The organism is Halopseudomonas litoralis, from assembly GCF_900105005.1.
GTDB classification, from domain to species: Bacteria; Pseudomonadota; Gammaproteobacteria; order Pseudomonadales; family Pseudomonadaceae; genus Halopseudomonas; species Halopseudomonas litoralis.
Genome location: NZ_LT629748.1, coordinates 3,296,246 through 3,313,283, shown reverse-complemented (window position 1 = coordinate 3,313,283; position 17,038 = coordinate 3,296,246). Strand labels below are relative to the sequence as shown.

The 17,038-nt window shown below is 59.5% G+C and carries 14 protein-coding genes; 2 read left to right on the top strand and 12 right to left on the bottom strand.

Features of this window, described 5'->3' with window-relative positions; translation table 11 throughout:
- Positions 1–3: 3 nt before the first annotated feature.
- Both BLU11_RS15780 and BLU11_RS15775 read right to left on the bottom strand, forming a co-directional pair.
- Positions 4–3,000, bottom strand: a complete 2,997-nt coding sequence (locus BLU11_RS15780) for a bifunctional diguanylate cyclase/phosphodiesterase (RefSeq protein ID WP_090275015.1) — start codon at positions 2,998–3,000, stop codon at positions 4–6.
- A 194-nt stretch (positions 3,001–3,194) separates the two neighbouring features.
- Complete coding sequence (locus BLU11_RS15775; RefSeq protein ID WP_090275012.1) at positions 3,195–4,958, bottom strand: S8/S53 family peptidase; 1,764 nt, start codon at positions 4,956–4,958, stop codon at positions 3,195–3,197.
- 111 nt (positions 4,959–5,069) lie between these two features.
- On the opposite strand from BLU11_RS15775, the gene BLU11_RS15770 reads away from it, so the two are divergent.
- Complete coding sequence (locus BLU11_RS15770) at positions 5,070–5,771, top strand: response regulator transcription factor (RefSeq protein WP_172828696.1); 702 nt, start codon at positions 5,070–5,072, stop codon at positions 5,769–5,771.
- Between the two features lie 301 nt (positions 5,772–6,072).
- Positions 6,073–8,115 (top strand): TonB-dependent receptor domain-containing protein, encoded by a 2,043-nt coding sequence (locus tag BLU11_RS15765; protein ID WP_231702221.1) that lies wholly within the window; start codon positions 6,073–6,075, stop codon positions 8,113–8,115.
- Between the two features lie 217 nt (positions 8,116–8,332).
- On the opposite strand, the gene BLU11_RS15760 is transcribed toward BLU11_RS15765, so the two are convergent.
- From BLU11_RS15760 to BLU11_RS15715, 10 genes are all read right to left on the bottom strand, one after another.
- Positions 8,333–8,857, bottom strand: coding sequence for a lipocalin family protein (locus BLU11_RS15760; protein ID WP_090275008.1), 525 nt, complete (start codon positions 8,855–8,857; stop codon positions 8,333–8,335).
- Positions 8,858–8,954: 97 nt separating this feature from the next.
- A complete protein-coding gene (locus tag BLU11_RS15755; RefSeq protein ID WP_090275005.1) occupies positions 8,955–9,542 on the bottom strand; it encodes an IMPACT family protein in 588 nt (195 codons plus the stop codon).
- Positions 9,543–9,557: 15 nt separating this feature from the next.
- On the bottom strand, positions 9,558–10,229 hold the full coding sequence (locus BLU11_RS15750) for a glutathione S-transferase (RefSeq protein ID WP_090275003.1): 672 nt from the start codon (positions 10,227–10,229) through the stop codon (positions 9,558–9,560).
- A gap of 64 nt (positions 10,230–10,293) precedes the next feature.
- Entirely contained in the window at positions 10,294–10,704 is a 411-nt protein-coding gene (locus BLU11_RS15745; protein WP_090275001.1) for a MerR family transcriptional regulator, read from the bottom strand.
- Between the two features lie 76 nt (positions 10,705–10,780).
- Positions 10,781–11,962, bottom strand: coding sequence for an acetyl-CoA C-acetyltransferase (locus BLU11_RS15740; RefSeq protein ID WP_090274999.1), 1,182 nt, complete (start codon positions 11,960–11,962; stop codon positions 10,781–10,783).
- Positions 11,963–12,050: 88 nt separating this feature from the next.
- Positions 12,051–12,680 (bottom strand): CoA transferase subunit B, encoded by a 630-nt coding sequence (locus BLU11_RS15735; protein ID WP_090274997.1) that lies wholly within the window; start codon positions 12,678–12,680, stop codon positions 12,051–12,053.
- 4 nt (positions 12,681–12,684) lie between these two features.
- Positions 12,685–13,380: a CoA transferase subunit A gene (locus tag BLU11_RS15730; RefSeq protein ID WP_090274995.1), complete on the bottom strand. Its 696-nt coding sequence runs from the start codon at positions 13,378–13,380 to the stop codon at positions 12,685–12,687.
- Positions 13,377–14,309, bottom strand: coding sequence for a hydroxymethylglutaryl-CoA lyase (locus tag BLU11_RS15725; protein ID WP_090274992.1), 933 nt, complete (start codon positions 14,307–14,309; stop codon positions 13,377–13,379). Before BLU11_RS15725 ends, BLU11_RS15730 begins: the two co-directional genes overlap by 4 nt.
- Complete coding sequence (locus BLU11_RS15720) at positions 14,306–16,228, bottom strand: acetyl/propionyl/methylcrotonyl-CoA carboxylase subunit alpha (protein WP_090274990.1); 1,923 nt, start codon at positions 16,226–16,228, stop codon at positions 14,306–14,308. The genes BLU11_RS15725 and BLU11_RS15720 overlap by 4 nt, the downstream gene beginning before the upstream one ends.
- Positions 16,228–17,025, bottom strand: coding sequence for a gamma-carboxygeranoyl-CoA hydratase (locus BLU11_RS15715; RefSeq protein WP_090274989.1), 798 nt, complete (start codon positions 17,023–17,025; stop codon positions 16,228–16,230). The genes BLU11_RS15720 and BLU11_RS15715 overlap by 1 nt, the downstream gene beginning before the upstream one ends.
- Positions 17,026–17,038 lie beyond the last annotated feature (13 nt).

The window sequence follows — 17,038 nt, the reverse complement described above, 5'->3', positions numbered from 1 at the left end:
AGTTCAGCGGCGCAGCAGCTCCCCTTCAAACTCCTCGATCGGCATGGGTCTGCCGAATAGATAGCCTTGGTAGTGATGGCAACCTCGCTCGCGCAGAGCGCTCTGCTGCAGCTGTGTTTCCACCCCTTCGGCGAGCACGGAAATCTTCATCCGCTCGGCCAGCAGGATGATCGTCTGGGCGATATCGGCACTGTTGGCGTCAAAGGAAATGTCGCGCACGAAGCTTTGATCGATCTTCAGTTGGTCCAGTGGCAGGCGCTTGAGGTAGGCCAGCGACGAATAGCCGGTACCGAAATCATCCAGCGAGAAACCCACGCCGTGCATCTTGAGGCTATTCATCTTGTCGATGATGCTTTCGATCTCATGCACCAGGGCGCTTTCAGTCAGTTCCAGCTTCAATCGCTGCGCGGGCGCACCGGTACGTTGCAGCACCTCCATTACCTGATCAACGAAATGCGCCTGAGAGAGCTGTTTGGCGCTGATATTGACCGCTATGGTCAGGTGCGCCCTAGCCGGGTTGTCAGCCCAGAGCGCCAGTTGTTGGCAGGCAGTTTCCAGTACCCAGTGACCAAGGGGCAGAATCAGGCCATTGTCCTCCGCCACCGGAATGAAGCGTGCCGGGGAAATCAGCCCCTGTTCCGGATGCTTCCAGCGCACCAGGGCTTCGGCGCCGATAATCTGCCCGGTATCATCGACTTGCGGCTGATAATGGAGCAGAAACTGCTGCTTTTCCAGCGCCATGCGCAGGCCGGCGTCGATTTCGCTGCGCTCTCTGACCTGCGCCTGCATCTGCGGGTCGAAGAAGCACAAAGGACTGTTGCCGGTGCTCTTGGCCTGGGACATCGCCAGCTCGGCTCGTTTGAGCGGTTCCATTGACAATATGGAATAACTGGCGCCAAACAGGGCGATACCGATACTGGCAGAGCCACGATACTCGGTCTCGCCCAGCACATAGGGGCGGGCCAGCTCCTGCAGAATGCGGTTGCCCATCTGTTCGGCCTGATGGGCGGCATCAATCTCGTGCTTGCCCAGGTCTTCGAGCAGCACGACGAACTCGTCGCCACCCAATCTGGCGACGGACTCTGTATGTGGCACGCAACTGATCAGACGCGTTGCGACCTGCTCAAGCATGCGATCACCAGCGGTATAACCCTCGGCGTCGTTGAGGATCTTGAAATCATTCAGATCCACCACCAGCAGCGCACTGTAAGTCTCGCGCCGCTTGGCTGTGCCTCGGGCTTCTTCCAGACGGTCGAGAAACAGTCGCCGGTTTGGCAGCTTGGTCAGTGAGTCGTAGAAGGCCAGGGTGCGCATCTGCTCTTCGCTGGCCTTGCGCGCCGAGATATCGGACAGCGACGCGACATAGTGGGTGGTCTGTCCATGTTCGTTGCTGACCTTGCCGATGGACAGCAGCTGCGGATAGATCTCCCCGTTCTTGCGCTTGTTCCAGATCTCACCCTGCCAGGCGCCAGAGCGATTGATCGCCTGCCACATATCGGCGTAAAAGCGTTGATCGTGACGGCCGGACTGCAGCAGGTTGGGTTGACGTCCAATGACTTCTTTGGCGCTGTAACCGGTGATGCGGCAGAAGGCCTGGTTGCATCGCAGGATATTAAGATCAGCATCGGTGATGAGCATGCCGACCTGAGATTCGAATGCCTGGGCGGCAATACGCAGGTCCTCGTCTGCCTTCTTGCGCTCGGTGATGTCCCTGGCCGAGCTGAAGAGCAGGGGGCGACCTTCGATCTCCACTCGTACGGTGGATACTTCGACCGCAAAGGCGTGGCCCAGCTTGTGGCGGAACCGGGTTTCGAAGGTGGAGATCTGACCGCCGCTCAATAAGCTATTGAACAGCTGGGTCATTTCCTCTGGTGAATGCTGCGCATCCCAGTCGCAAGGATGACGGCCACTCAGCTCGCCTGGGGTATAGCCGAGCATCTGATAAAAGGCCTCGCTGGCATCCACCAGTTGGCCGTGCTCATCAAGAATGTGGATGCCATCACTGGCATGCTGGAGCAGCATCTGGCTGCGCCGGTGGGCCTTGTCGCTGGCCTTGAACTGGCGCCACAGCAGTAGCGCTCCTCCGGCAGTGACCAGCAGAAACAACAGGCCAAGCACTATGGCTCGATTGACATCATGCCGCCAGATGGCCAGGTAATCGTCCTCGCCCAGCCCTGCCACCACAAACACCGGCATGGCGCTCAGGCGTCGGAAGGCATCGGTACGAGGCACCCCGTCAGCGGTGCCGTGACTGTAGAAAATACCCGCTTGCTCACCGGACTCGAGCAGCGCGGTCAGTTCCTGCGAACCACCGACCGAGCCGATGCGGCCGGGCGCAGCATCCAGCGGCGGATGCCGCGCCACCAAGGTCTTGTTCAGGTCGCGTATCAGAGCAATACCGTTGGGTCCGAGATTCAGGCCCGATATCAGTCCGGCGAAATGCTGGGCTGGAATGGCCGCCACGGTTACGCCGGCAAAACGGCCATCCGGATCGTTGTAACGCCGGGAGAATACATGCACCCACTCGCCGCTGTGATTCCTGAGCAGACCGCTGACCAGCATGCCGGCATCGGGGTTGGTTCTATGGGTAAGGAAATAATCGCGGTCGCCATAATCAACCCACCGGCCTTCATCCGCCTGCTGCTCAAATTGCACAAGGCCCGTAGCGTCGGTTATATGGATATCCGCCGCATCAGCGATCCAGCCCTCGCCGGCGCCGGTCAGCTCGCTGGCCGGGCTTGTTTCCAGACTCTCGCCGACGCGCAGCGCAGTTTCCAGACGGGACTGCACTTTCCTAAGTACCAGATCGACCTCTCGAGCCGCTCCGGTAACGCTTTGATCCATCAGCAAAGCCAGGTTGGTTACAGTGGTCCGGACCTCTTCAATCTTGCGGTCATACGCAGAGTTCAACGTAACCGCCAACAGCGTGACCATGAACAGATTCATGATCACCGCGGTGATTAACAGCATCAAGGCTACGGATTTCAAGCTGTGCGGCATGCAGTGATTCCCGGGAAATGCGTAAACCCCTGTTCCAGAGGGGTTTGAAGAGTATATTGGCCTTCCTGGCCGCTGTCAGGTGCGGAATGAGTCAAGCCCTACCGGCTATAAGACATTGTAGGTATATCGGCGGAATATGCTGAGCTTGAGCATGACATGACGACTGGATCGGCTTCCAGTCGTCCGAGACGAGGTTAACGCGCCTTGTCGAGGCTCTTTACCGCAAGTTCCAGGGCCTTGTACATATCCAGCCGGGCCGAGTGGCCGACATCGGGATTGTTCAGGTTATTGTCCCGTTCGGACGGCAGGATCGGAGCGGTCAGGTCATCTCCTTCCATCGGTTCGAAGTCGCTTTCCTGGCCGATGGTCATGGCGCTGCGGCGCAGCAACATGCGCAGCTGGTCCGGCTGCAATTCGGGATTGATCGACAGCATGGCGGCGATGACCCCGGTCACCAGAGGTGTGGCGTAGGACGTGCCGCAATGCACCGGCCCTGCCTGCTCGGTAATGGGGGACGAGCCGGCGGTGCAGGCGGCAGCGGTGATATCGACGCGCATATCGGAATTGGATGCCTTGCGTCGGGTGGAATAACCGGGGTCATCAAGGTCGACATCCTTGCTGCTGCGCTGATGGCCGCCGACCACAAACAGTTGATCGGTGATGAAGGAGGAGGGCAGACGGTACTCGTCGTGGCTGGAGAACGAGGCGCCGTTGCCGGCGGAGTTCACCACCACTACGTCGGGGTGCTCGCGGCGCAGCCACAGGAAGAATTCTTCCAATAGTTCCTCATAACCGCTCATGGCAATGCCGGAGCGGAGCAGCGAGTCTACCGGATCGCCGTGAACGTCGCGGGCGCCGATCCGGTGGATGCCCCAGCTCCAGTTCAATACTCTTGCGCCGTCCTCGACCAGATTGACCGAGGCGGCAATATTCGCTGTGATGCCGGCGTCCGAGCCGCGGTCGACAATCACATCGAAGCCTGGCCCAACTTTGTCCAACCCGCGCAGAAAGCCGTTACTTCCGCCATTGTCCCAGTTGGCGGCGAGGATGCCGGTGACCGTAGTGCCGTGCCCATCTGCGGCCTCGGCATCGCGGGCATACACGCAGGTGCGGGTGGCCTCGCTGCGGCAGTCGCCGAGATAGTCGGCGACGTCGGGGGCGTCGAAATCCACATCGCGTTCGATCACGCCGATACGTACAGGGTGCGTTTCAATATGGTCAGAGGGGTTTTTCAGCCGCCGCTGATAGAAATTCACTGCATCCAGAAAGCGGTTGGATGAGGACTCCTCGCTCGCTTCTATCGGAGGGTTGACGGTATCCCGTTCGACCGATTTTTCCGCACCGGACTCCTCGATCACTACAGCGTCCACGCTCACTTCGTTGCCGATGCGCAATACTGCGGCGTCGCGCTGTTCCAGATTCTCGGCGGCCAGGCGCAGCTGATAGACGTTGAGGGGTGGGATTGCGCCGACCACTTCGGCATCGTATTGCTCGGCCAGTCGACGGGCTTCTGCTGGCCCATCATGGCCTTCTTCGATGATCACGCTGACCAGATCGAGGTAGGTGGTCAGGCCGTCCCGGTTCTTGACCACCGCGTCCTGTTCGGCGGCGACGACATGACTGGAACCCAGGCTCAGCCACACCGGATTACTGATCTGATCGTGCTGCTCAATCCACAGCGGGCCGCTCTGCGCGCTGGCGGCGTCGATCTGCAGACGTACTTGTCCATCGCGATGGTCGATCCGGTCGGGAGGCAGGGGCGTGCCGTTGAGCTGGATCTGCGCCGGATTCTGCTCGAGCCCCGCTACTTGCAAACAGAAAGTGAGCTGCCGAACTTTCAGCAGGTCACCGCAGCGTTGCAGTTGGGTAATACGCAGCGGGTCAGCGGCCGAGGCGCAGAGAGATATGAATGACAATATCGTTATCAGCCCGTAAGCAGCGGCGTGAAGCTTCCTCATCAATGCCTCTAAAACGTCAGTTGAGCTTACGTTGAATCTGACCCGGAAAGCAGTGAATGTTTCAAAAAATTTCGTATAGAATGGTTCTCATTAAGTTTCATGTTGACCAATATGCTACCGACTGTCACCACCGCTGCCCGCATTCTTGCGGTAGAAGAAGACCCGCTGCTTGCCAGCGAACTGCAAGCTCATCTGCAGCAAAGCGGCCACCGCGTTACGCTCTGTGGCAGTGCAGACGGCTTGCTTCTGGCCAAGCGTGGTAATTTTGATCTGATCCTGCTGACTATTCTGGGCATCGATAGTTTAGGCGTGTTGCAGCAGCTGCGCCGTCAAAGTCGCGTGCCGGTATTGCTGATGTCGGCGCTGGACGATGAGCATAATCGCATCGCCGGCTTCAGTCTGGGGGCTGATGACTATCTACCCAAGCCCTTCAGTATTGCCGAGCTCGGCGTACGCGTCACCGCCATCCTCCGTCGGGTGGCTTATGAGCGACAGGAACGACCATCACCTGAAACCGACAATGAACTGCATTTCGACGAGACCAACAGTGACGTGAGTCTGGCGGGTAATCAGGCCGGGCTGACCGCCAGCGAATTTCGCGTGTTGAACCTGCTCGCCCAGCACGTGAACGAGGTGCTGAGCAAACCTTTCCTTTATCAACAGGCATTGCGCCGCGGCTATGCCCGACATGACCGCAGCCTGGACATGCATATCAGCCACATTCGCCGCAAATTACAGGCTATCGGCTACCGCTCCAGCCAATTGGAAACGGTGTGGGGGCAGGGATATATGCTGGTGCGCCCTGCGCTCTGAGCGAAACGGCGCCCAAAAAGTGTATAGATTGTAAATTTCTTTTACTCTCAAATAGTAATGTATATCATTTGCGTCGATTTCATCGTATCGGAGAAGTCGCGCGGCTTCGATCTGCCAGCATAAGCCGGAAGGGCCGCCGCGCCCGGACCAGGGCGCCGCCATAACAATGCCAACTACAAAGGAGTCTCTGGAAACCCCGAGTGGCTTTCCCGGAGGTCTGCTATATCATTCTGGAGATCAATATATGTCACGCCGTAAGTGTCAGTTTGCTTCAAGTTCGCAGCCATATTTCAAAAGAACCATGTTGGCAGTAACTATGGCCTCGCTGGCATATTCGGCGGTGGCGGAAGAAGCGCTGGATCTGGGGCAGACGGTGGTGACCGCCTCGGGCTTTGAGCAGAATCTTCGGGATGCGCCTGCAGCGATTACGGTTATCTCCCAGGAAGAGTTGAAGAAAAAATCCTATACCGATGTCACGGACGTATTGAAAAATGTCGCCGGTGTGCAGATTTTCGGTGGTGGTGTGGAACGGTCGATCTCGATGCGTGGGATGACCGCTAATTACACCCTGTTCCTGATCGATGGTCGCCCGGCCTCGGGTAACGATGCTTTCAGTGAGCGCGGCTCGCAGGCTGGTAATAATGTCAACTTCCTGCCGCCGCTGGAGGCCATTGAGCGTATCGAGGTTATCCGTGGTCCAGCCTCGGCATTGTACGGCTCCGACGCTATGGGCGGTGTGATCAATATCATTACCAAGAAGGTCGGTAATGAGCTGACTGGCAGTATCACGGCCGAATATGCAATGGCTGGCAGCGGTAACGATGTGAACGAAGATGGTTTCCAGACCAGTGCCTTCCTGAACATGCCATTGATAGAGGATGTGCTGGGTCTGCAGCTGACGGGTGCCTTCCAGAATCAGGATGAGAGTAATCTTGTTGGTGGCAGCGACAGTGCTGCTACTGACCCGGAGTACAAGAAAAGAAACGCCGGCGGCAAGCTGTCGTGGAATCTCGATGAACAGAACCTGCTTACCCTGGGGCACAGCTATACCCAGCAGGAACGCTGGGCAAATCCAGGCCGTAGTCTTGCCGAAACAACAACAGATAGGCAAGGCAACATTACTCCTGTAGATCCTACCTACAGCGACTCGATCAAGAAGAACTACTTCCTGTCCCACGAGGGCAAGTACGGTAACGTCTTTACCAATTCCTATATCAACCATGACCACTCGGAAAACAAGACGACCCTCAACCCGAATACCGGAAAGGGTATCGAGTTTGAAGTGACCACAGTCAACACCCAGGCCAGCTGGTTCCTCGGAGCACATACCCTGACCGGTGGTCTGACCCACAAGTACGAGAACCTGGAGGCCGGCAACAACGGTATGCCGGCGAACGTGGTCGATCCGGACGAGGTGATAAAGATGAACCGTTATCAGAACTCCATCTTCCTGGAAGATAACTGGAGCCTGACCGACAATCTTATCCTGACTTTGAGCGGTCGTCTGGATGACAATCAGCAATACGGTAGCGAGTTCAGCCCCAAGGTCTATGCCGTATGGCACATGAACGACAACTTCACCCTCAAGGGCGGCGTTACCTCCGGTTACAGGGCGCCTGATCTGCGCCAGAGTACTACCGACTTCGGTATGACCTCCAGGGGCGGCGTGGCCATCGGTAACCCGGAACTGACGCCGGAAACCAGTCTGAACCGCGAAATCGGCATCCATTATGAGAACTTTGATTTAGGGCTGGCTGGCTCGGTTACCGCCTATGTGATTGATTATGAGGATAAAATTAATCGTACCGGGCGCATCTGCGAGCCAGACGAGACTTGTTTCTATGATGGCCGGGAGTTTGCTCCGCACCCGTACGGCTATACCGCCTATGAGAACATTGATGAAGCCGAGCTGAGGGGCGTTGAGTTCACTCTTGACTATGACATCCTGGATAACCTGGTCTACCGCCATAGTTATACCTGGACTGACACTGAGCAGAAATCCGGCGACTTCAAGGGCAGGCCGCTGAACAATATGGCCAAGCACATGTTCAACGCCTCGCTGGACTGGCAGGCTACTCAGCGGCTCAATCTGTGGGTTCAGGGCAACTATCGCGGTGAGACCACCGGCGACTGGTCAACCAACACGGGTGGTGGGCGTCAGAACGGTGTCAAGTACGACGCATATACCTTTGCCGATGTAGGCCTGGTGTTCAAGCCGCAGGCTGATCTGAGCCTGAAAGCCGGGGTCTACAACGTTTTCAACAAGGAAGTGACCTCCGATGGCGATTATGCCTACAACCTGGATGGCCGCAGACTGATCTTCGCCCTGACCAAGAGCTTTTAAGCGCAGCAATTGGACGCCACAGCCCCGCCGCTTATGATCGGTGGGGCTGGCGCCGACCATCGACCTGACCCTCAGTCCTGGTGGCGGCAAGCCAGGCATGGCGGCAGGGTAAAGTCTACTATCTCGATCCCGCTGCCTGGTACGCCGCAACCGGTGGTTATCAGAGTCTGACGGAAACATCGCAGGCGTTCGGTGAAAAAATGTGATGGATTCAGCCTCAGTCTGACTCCGCGTGCTCCACCACAATCAGCTCTTCAAGCTCGAACCCCTGGGCTGTCGCAAGGGCTTTGAAAGCTTCCAATTCTGCTTCGCTGACCTGCGGCGTTCTGGAAAGGAACCACAGGTACTTGCGGTTATAGCTGGATATGTAAGCCTTGGAGTAGTCCTCATCCAGATCGAAGACTACGTAGGAACTGTAGAAAGGACCGAAGAAAGAGACTTTCAGGTGGGCAACATCGCTGTCCTCCACAAATACGGCCCGGCCCTCGGCTTCTTCCCATTCGCCTTTGGCCTGGTTGTAACCACGGTTGAGTACTTTGATGCTGCCGTCATCGTTGGGGGTGTATTCTGCGCTCACTCGGCTCAAACCCTCTTCGAAGGAATGGTCGAGCCGGGCTATTTCGTACCAGGTGCCCAGGTATCTTTCCTGATCGAAACCGGTGACAGGTTCGATACCTTTGGGGACGCCGGTGCAACCGGCTAGCAGAAACAGAGTAACCATGGCCGTGGCGAGCAGCTTCATAACGGTTCCTTGAACTGGAAAGAGTTGTTTGAACGATAGCAGAGTGCGCTGAAAAGACACGGCGATGGTCAGATGATCAGCAGATGAAGTGGCTCGCTCAAGAACAGCGCCGCCACCCCAGTTCGCCCCGTGTGGCTGACAACAGCTGCTCATGCAATTGCGCAGCGGCTGTTACCGGCAGGCAGATTTTCAGTTGCACGCTGTGGCCATGCTGGACCGTCAGCAACTCGCCACCTATTTCACTTATTAGACGTCGCGCAAGGCCTTCATGGGCGTAGGGCAGTTCGCACACTATCGTCTGGCTGGGGATATGTTCGATCTTCTCGGCTTGCAGCAAGGCTTGAGCTACCGCGTCGGTATAGGCTCGTACAAGACCGCCGGCACCCAGCTTGATGCCACCGTAATAACGCACCACGGTAGCCAGCACGCCATCCAGCTGTTGGTGACGCAGCACCTCCAGCATCGGCCGACCAGCGGTCCCGGACGGTTCACCATCATCCACCGCGGCACTATGCCCGCCCGCCAGCAGCGCCCAACACACATGGGTGGCATCCGGATGCTCAGCGCGCAACTCCGCAACCCGGGCTTGCGCGCCGGGGCGGTCGGCTATCGGTTCAACACAGGCGAGAAATCGGCTTTTGCGGATTTCCAGAATGTGAGTGACGGGCTGGGCAAGGCTATACATGGCGAAGAGGAGTGATCAACCGACCATTCCGTATTCCCCGCCGCGCTCGAGCGCGCGCTCATAGGCAGGTCGGCCGTGAATGCGTTGCAGGAAATCTATCAGATGCGGCCATTTTTCATCCAGGCCACCACGCGCCGCGGCGGCTTCCAGAGGAAAGCTCATCTGCACATCGGCTGCGCTGAACTCTTCACCGGCAAACCAGCCGGTGGCTGCCAATTCATCATTCATATAGTCGAGATGCTGAATAATCTGCGGCTCGATAAACTTGTCTTTGACCTGACGGGCGATGCCCTTGGCAAAGGGTTTGGCGAAAAACGGCATGGGCGCGCTTTCCACCCGGTTGAACACCAACTTGAGCAGCAGCGGCGTCATGGCTGAACCTTCAGCGTAATGCAGCCAATAGGTATAGCGCAGGCGTTCCGGGGTGCCCGGTTCTGGCGCCAGGCGGCCGCTGCTATAGGTTGCAATCAGATATTCAATGATGGCGCCGGACTCAGCTACGGTCAGATCGCCGTCGGTAATCACCGGCGATTTCCCCAGTGGATGCACGGCCTTGAGCTCCGGTGGTGCGAGCATGGTTTTCGGGTCGCGCTCATAGCGTTTGACCTCATATTCCAAACCCAGCTCTTCAAGTAGCCAGAGTATGCGTTGCGAGCGTGAGTTATTCAGATGATGAACAATAATCATGGCAGATCCTTCTGGTCGGTATCAGCTGACCACTATGCCATGGCGCAGGACGCAGGTATCGGTTTTATGAACGTTCAGCTTTTGCAGTCTTCCGTTCAAGGGTGGTTTTCAGGGCGGTGAGGCAGCGTTCTTCGGCGGTATCCAGCTCCAGTTGCATCTGCTGAATGTCGAGCAGTTGCTGTGCCAGATGCTGGCGGCGCTCGGTGATCATCTGCAGCATGATGTTGAGCTGGTTCTGGTTGCCTGCCTTGGGATCGTAGAGTTCGATCAGTGTCTTGCATTCGGCCAGGGAAAAGCCGATGCGCTTGCCACGCAGGATCAGCTTGAGGGCAACGCGGTCCTTGGGTGAGTAGATGCGCTCCTGGCCACGACGGACCGGCGAGAGCATGCCCTGTTCTTCATAGAAGCGGATGGTACGGGTGGTGATGTCCAGCTCATTGGCCAGATCGGAAATACTGTAGGTCTGTTTAGCCATGGGGGTCGGTCTCGGTTTTTCCAAGGGTGTTGCCCGCCCGGTGCGCACGTCATCGGGCGGGCGAACGCTAACTAGATCAGGGGCGCTCGATAGCCAAGGCTACCCCCTGGCCACCCCCGATGCACAGCGTAGCCAGGCCCTTGTGCACATCGCGGCGCTGCATCTCATGCAGCAGGCTGACGAGGATGCGGCAGCCGGAGGCACCGATGGGATGGCCCAACGCAATGGCGCCACCATTCACGTTGACCTTATCGGCACCCCAACCCAGTTCTTTCCCCACGGCAAGCGCCTGCACGGCAAAGGCTTCGTTGGCTTCGACCAGTTCCAACTGCTCCAGCGTCCAGCCGGCTTTTTCCAGACAGCGGCGAGTGGCCGATACCGGGCCGATACCCATGATCGCCGGGTCAACACCCGCATTGGCGTAGCCGGCGACTTTCGCCAGTACCGGCAGGCCGAGGGCTTCGGCCTTGCTGGCGCTCATCAACATGACAGCGGCGGCGCCATCATTCAGCGTGGAGGCATTACCGGCAGTGACGCTGCCGTCTTTTTTGAATGCCGGCCGCAGCGCGGCGAGGGTATCGGCAGTGGTGCTGGCACGCGGTTGCTCGTCCCGGGCGAATGCCAGGGGCTCACCCTTGCGCTGCGGAATCAGTACCGGGGTGATTTCCGCATCGAAGCGTCCGGCGTCGATGGCGGCACAGGCGCGCTCCTGAGACTGGGCGGCGAAAGCATCCTGGTGCGTGCGGTCAATGCTGTACTGGTCGGCCAGATTTTCTGCGGTGATACCCATGTGGTAATCATTGAAGGCGTCCCACAGGCCATCACTGATCATGCTGTCGAGCATCTGCGCATGGCCCATGCGTAGCCCGGTACGGGCTTTCGGCACGACGTAAGGCGCCAGACTCATGTTCTCCATACCGCCGGCGATCACCACCTCTGCATCACCGCATCGGATTGCCTGCGCGGCCAGATGCAGCGCCTTGAGGCCCGAGCCGCAGACCTTGTTCAGCGTCATGGCGGGTACGGCGTGGGGCAGGCCCGCCTTGATTGCGGCCTGACGTGCGGGATTCTGTCCGGCACCGGCGGTGAGTACCTGGCCGAGAATCACTTCATCCACTGTGGCCGGATCGATGCCGGTCTTTTCCAGCAGGGCGCGGAGCACGGTGGCACCCAGATCAACGGCCGGGATATTGGCCAGCGCGCCCTGGAAACTACCGATGGCGGTGCGGGTTGCAGCTACGATGACGACGTCTTGCATGATGGCTCCGAATGAAAAGGTGTTGCGCCACAGCGCAACACAAGGTGCAGGTGGATGCCCACAGTATACAACTGATGAATCACCCGTTTCAGCGCCGGATCGGGCTGCCGGTAGCCTGCTGGATTTCATCGAAGCTGACGCCATCGGCGAGCTCCACCAGCTGAAGTCCCTGCTCGGTCACATCCAGCACGCCGAGGTCGGTGATGATGCGGTTGACCACGCCGAGGCCGGTCAACGGCAGATCGCAGGCGGGCAGGATCTTGTGCGCGCCGCCCTTGGCAGTGTGCTCCATCAGCACCACGACGCGCTTGACGCCGGCCACCAGATCCATGGCGCCGCCCATGCCCTTGACCATCTTGCCGGGAATCATCCAGTTGGCCAGATCCCCCTTCTCGGAGACCTGCATGGCGCCGAGAATGGCCAGGTTGATATGACCGCCGCGGATCATCGCAAAGCTCTGGGCGTTGTCGAAGAAACTCGAGCCGGGCAGGGCGGTGACGGTCTGTTTGCCGGCATTGATCAGGTCCGGATCAATCTCCTCCTCGCTGGGGAAGGGGCCAATGCCCAGCAGGCCGTTCTCGCTCTGCAGCCAGACATCCATGCCGTCCGGGATGTAGTTGGCGACCAGGGTCGGCAGGCCGATGCCGAGATTGACGTAGAAGCCGTCCTGCAATTCCTGTGCGGCGCGTTGCGCCATCTGTTCACGTGCCCAGGCCATGGTCTCAGCTCCTCACCGTGCGTTTTTCGATACGTTTTTCGGCGTTCGGGTTGTGCACGATACGTTGCACATAAATGCCCGGCAGATGAATCTGGTCCGGGTCCAGCTCACCGGTTTCGACTATCTCATCCACCTCGACCACGCAGACCTTGCCCGCCGTGGCCACCAACGGATTGAAGTTGCGCGCGGTCTTGCGAAACTGCAGGTTGCCGGACTTGTCGGCTTTCCACGCCTTGACCAGCGCGATATCAGCGGTCAGCGACTCCTCCATCACATACCACTCGCCGTTGAACTGTCGGGTTTCCTTGCCTTCGGCGATCAGCGTGCCGTAGCCGGTGCGGGTATAGAACGCCGGAATGCCCGCGCCGCCGGCGCGCAGTTTCTCGGCGAGGGTGCCTTGCGGGGTGAATTCCAGTTCGAGCTCGCCGCTCAGATACTGGCGCTCGAATTCCTTGTTCTCGCCGACATAGGAGGACACCATCTTGCGGATCTGCCGCGTTTCCAGCAGCAGTCCGAGACCGAAGCCGTCGACACCGGCGTTGTTGCTGATGGCGGTGAGCTGCGTCTTGCCGGTGTCGCGCAGGGCGATGATCAATGCCTCGGGAATACCGCACAGGCCGAAGCCGCCGACGGCGATCGTCATGCCGTCCTCAACCAGCCCTTCAAGAGCCTGGGTGGCACTGGGGTAGATCTTGTTCATGACATACCTCTGCTTGTTGTTGTGTCTGTGCCGCTGTGGCGGGTGCGTGCCACCCGCGAACCGTTGGCACGGCCCAGCAACTGGCTGATGCGTTCGCCAGCGCTGATCAGCATGTCGAGATCGACACCGGTTTCAATATCCAATCCGTTCAGCAAGTACAGCACGTCTTCACTGGCGACATTGCCACTGGCGCCTTGTACATAGGGACAACCACCGAGCCCGGCGATCGAGCTGTCGAACACGGCGATACCTTCCAGCAGACTGGCATAGATATTCGCCATTGCCTGTCCGTAAGTGTCATGGAAGTGGCCGGCCAGGTGCTCGCGCGGTACCGCGCGACTCACCGTCTCGATCAATGTGCGGGTTTTGCCCGGCGTGCCGGTACCTATGGTGTCGCCCAGGGAGATCTCATAACACCCCATGGCGTACAGCTCGCGGGCAACCTCGGCCACCTTGTCCGGCGCCACGCTGCCTTCATAGGGGCAGCCGAGCACGCAGGAGACGTAGCCGCGCACGCGGATGTCATGGGCGCGCGCCACCTCCATCAGCGGCGCGAAGCGTGCCAGACTGTTGGCGATGGAGCAGTTGATGTTCTTCTGCGAGAAGGCTTCGGAAGCCGCGCCGAATACCGCGACCTCCTTCACGCCAGCGGCGATAGCGGCCTCCAGACCTTTCAGGTTGGGCGTCAGGGCGGCGTAGGTGACGCCGGGCTTGCGCGTAATCTGTCCGAACACCTCGGCGGAACCGGCCATCTGCGGTACCCATTTGGGCGACACGAAGCTGCCGGCCTCGATATACGACAGGCCAGCGGCGCTGAGGTCATCGATCAGACGCACCTTGTCAGCGATGCTGATGGGTTGTGGCTCATTCTGCAGGCCGTCGCGCGGGCCGACTTCGACCAGACGGACCTGCTTGGGCAGCAGGTTCATGTATCCTCCTGGACTTCTTCCAACTCCAGCAACACAGTGCCTTCGCTGACCATATCACCTTCGTTGCAGAACAGGCTTTTCACTACACCGTCCTGGGCGCTGCGGATGCTGTGTTCCATCTTCATCGCTTCGAGCACTATCAGTGCGGTACCGGCGGCGACGTGCTGGCCGGCTTCCACCAGTACGCGAACGATGCTGCCGTTCATCGGGGCCGTCAGGCCGCCTTGCTGCTGAAGGCTGTCTTGCGCTTCGGTAATGGGGTCGAAGGCGGTGACCGCCAGCCATTCGCCGCTGTGCTGCAGGTACAGGGTATCGTTCTGACGAATGGCTCTGGGCAGCGGCTCGGAGCTCGATGGCTGCGATGTTGTCAGCTGTACGCGGCGGCTCTCGCCGTTGCATTGCAGATGCAGAGTGATCTGCGCCGGCATGCCTAGGCGCAGTCCATCATATCGGGACCAGGGTGAATGGGCATCGTCGGAGCGCGCAACCACAGGTGTGGTGCTGACGAAAGCCTCAGCGGCCTGCTGCCAGAAGGTGTCTGAGAGTTTGCTTGCCGGGCGCAACAGGTCGGTCTCGTGCCGCGGGATAAAGTCGGTATCCAGCTCCGCGTCGGCAAACGCCGGGTGACCGACCACCCGACGCAGGAAAGCCAGGTTGGTGCGTACACCACCGATGGCGGTTTCATCGAGCATGGCCAGCAGGCGCAGACGCGCTTCCTCACGGTTCTCGCCCCAGGCGATCAGCTTGCCCAGCATAGGGTCATAGAAAGGCGACACGCTATCGCCTTCGGCGACGCCGCTGTCCACGCGGCGACCAGCGCCGGTGGCAGCCTCACGATACAGCGCCAGTGTGCCGGTGGACGGCAGGAAGTCGTTATCCGGGTCCTCGGCATACAGGCGTACTTCAATGGCGTGGCCGATCAGCGGCACCTGTTCCTGGGTGATCGGCAACGGCTCGCCACGGGCCACACGGATCTGCCAGGCCACCAGATCGAGGCCGGTAATCGCCTCGGTGACCGGGTGCTCCACCTGCAGCCGGGTGTTCATTTCCATGAAGAAGAACTCGCCACGGGCGTCGAGCAGGAATTCCACGGTACCGGCGCCGACATAGCCGATGGCTCTGGCAGCCGTTACCGCCGCCTCACCCATGGCGCGGCGCAGTTCCGCTGACAGGCCGGGGGCCGGAGCCTCTTCAACGACTTTCTGGTGGCGGCGCTGGATCGAGCAGTCGCGCTCGTTGAGATACAGGCAGTTACCCTGCTGGTCGGCGAATATCTGGATTTCCACGTGGCGCGGTTTGAGTACGTATTTTTCCACCAGCATGCGTGCATCGCCGAACGACGATTGGGCTTCACGCTGCGCCGAAGCCAGGGCCTCGGCGAGATCCTCTTCGCGCTCGACGACCTTCATGCCTTTGCCGCCACCGCCGGCGGTGGCCTTGAGCAGCACCGGATAGCCGATCAGCTCGGCAGCGGCGCGGAAGGTTTCCAGATCCTGAGCCTCGCCATGATAGCCAGGCACCAGCGGTACGCCGGCTTCTTCCATCAACGCCTTGGCCGCCGATTTGCTGCCCATGGCATCAATGGCTGCGGCCGGCGGCCCGAGGAAGATCAGGCCGGCCGCTTCGATGGCGCGGGCGAAGCCGGCGTTCTCGGATAAAAAGCCGTAGCCTGGATGAATGGCCTGAGCCCCGCTGCTCTTGGCTGCCGCAATCAGCTTGTCGATCTGCAGGTAGCTGTCGGCAGGCTTGGCACCACCCAGATCAATGCGGATGTCGGCCTCGCGCGCATGCCGGGCATTGGCATCGACGGCGCTGTGTACGGCAACCGTGGTCAGGCCCATGGATTTGGCGGTGCTCATCACGCGACAGGCGATCTCGCCGCGGTTGGCCACCAACAAGGTATCGATATAGTGCTTCATCAGTTCTTCTCCTGCCAGGCGGGACGGCGTTTTTCCAAAAAGGCATTCAGGCCTTCCTGCCCCTCGGGGCTGGTACGCAACCGGGCGATGGCATGTTCGGTGGTCTGACGCAGTTCGGCAGAGATATCGCCGGCGCCCACTTTAAGTAACAGGCTCTTGCAGGCCTTGAGCGCCTGCGGGCTGTTCTGCAACAGGTTGTCGACCCACTGTTCCAGCGCGGCATCGAGTCCGTCTGCCGGGTGGCATTCGGCGAGCAGGCCGAGTTCGCGGGCGCGCTGGCCGTTGAAGCGTTCTGCAGTCAATGCATAGCGCCGCAGCGCACGTTCGCCAATCGCCTTGGCCACGAACGGGCTGATGACCGCCGGGGCCAGGCCGATACGCACCTCCGACAGGCAGAACAGAGCATCGACCGCGCCGATCGCCATATCGCAGCAGGCAATCAGCCCCAGTGCACCGCCGAAGGCCGCTCCCTGGACCACCGCCAGTGTCGGCTGTGGCAATTGGTAGAGACGCTGCATCAGTTCGCCGAGCTCATGGGCATCGGCGAGATTGGCCTGGTAGTCAAGTTCTGCCGACTCGCGCATCCAACCGAGATCCGCACCGGCGGAGAAATGTCTGCCGCGGCCACGCAGCACCAGCAGACGAATGTCTGCGTCGTCCTGCACCGTGGCCAATGCGGCGTTCAGTTCGCTGATGACCTGAGCATCGAAGGCATTATTCTTCTCCGCACGGTTCAGCCAGAGGGTGGCGACGCCGCGCGCGTCCTTATTCAGTTCAATGGTCTGGAAATCGATCATGGGCGTTCCTTTG

Excerpts from the sequence above, each read along its gene's own strand:
- BLU11_RS15780 (WP_090275015.1), bottom strand. The coding sequence starts at position 3,000 with ATGCCGCACAGCTTGAAATCCGTAGCCTTGATGCTGTTAATCACCGCG.
- BLU11_RS15775 (WP_090275012.1), bottom strand. The coding sequence starts at position 4,958 with ATGAGGAAGCTTCACGCCGCTGCTTACGGGCTGATAACGATATTGTCA.
- BLU11_RS15770 (WP_172828696.1), top strand. The coding sequence starts at position 5,070 with ATGCTACCGACTGTCACCACCGCTGCCCGCATTCTTGCGGTAGAAGAA.
- BLU11_RS15765 (WP_231702221.1), top strand. The coding sequence starts at position 6,073 with ATGTTGGCAGTAACTATGGCCTCGCTGGCATATTCGGCGGTGGCGGAA.
- BLU11_RS15760 (WP_090275008.1), bottom strand. The coding sequence starts at position 8,857 with ATGAAGCTGCTCGCCACGGCCATGGTTACTCTGTTTCTGCTAGCCGGT.
- BLU11_RS15755 (WP_090275005.1), bottom strand. The coding sequence starts at position 9,542 with ATGTATAGCCTTGCCCAGCCCGTCACTCACATTCTGGAAATCCGCAAA.
- BLU11_RS15750 (WP_090275003.1), bottom strand. The coding sequence starts at position 10,229 with ATGATTATTGTTCATCATCTGAATAACTCACGCTCGCAACGCATACTC.
- BLU11_RS15745 (WP_090275001.1), bottom strand. The coding sequence starts at position 10,704 with ATGGCTAAACAGACCTACAGTATTTCCGATCTGGCCAATGAGCTGGAC.
- BLU11_RS15740 (WP_090274999.1), bottom strand. The coding sequence starts at position 11,962 with ATGCAAGACGTCGTCATCGTAGCTGCAACCCGCACCGCCATCGGTAGT.
- BLU11_RS15735 (WP_090274997.1), bottom strand. The coding sequence starts at position 12,680 with ATGGCCTGGGCACGTGAACAGATGGCGCAACGCGCCGCACAGGAATTG.
- BLU11_RS15730 (WP_090274995.1), bottom strand. The coding sequence starts at position 13,380 with ATGAACAAGATCTACCCCAGTGCCACCCAGGCTCTTGAAGGGCTGGTT.
- BLU11_RS15725 (WP_090274992.1), bottom strand. The coding sequence starts at position 14,309 with ATGAACCTGCTGCCCAAGCAGGTCCGTCTGGTCGAAGTCGGCCCGCGC.
- BLU11_RS15720 (WP_090274990.1), bottom strand. The coding sequence starts at position 16,228 with ATGAAGCACTATATCGATACCTTGTTGGTGGCCAACCGCGGCGAGATC.
- BLU11_RS15715 (WP_090274989.1), bottom strand. The coding sequence starts at position 17,025 with ATGATCGATTTCCAGACCATTGAACTGAATAAGGACGCGCGCGGCGTC.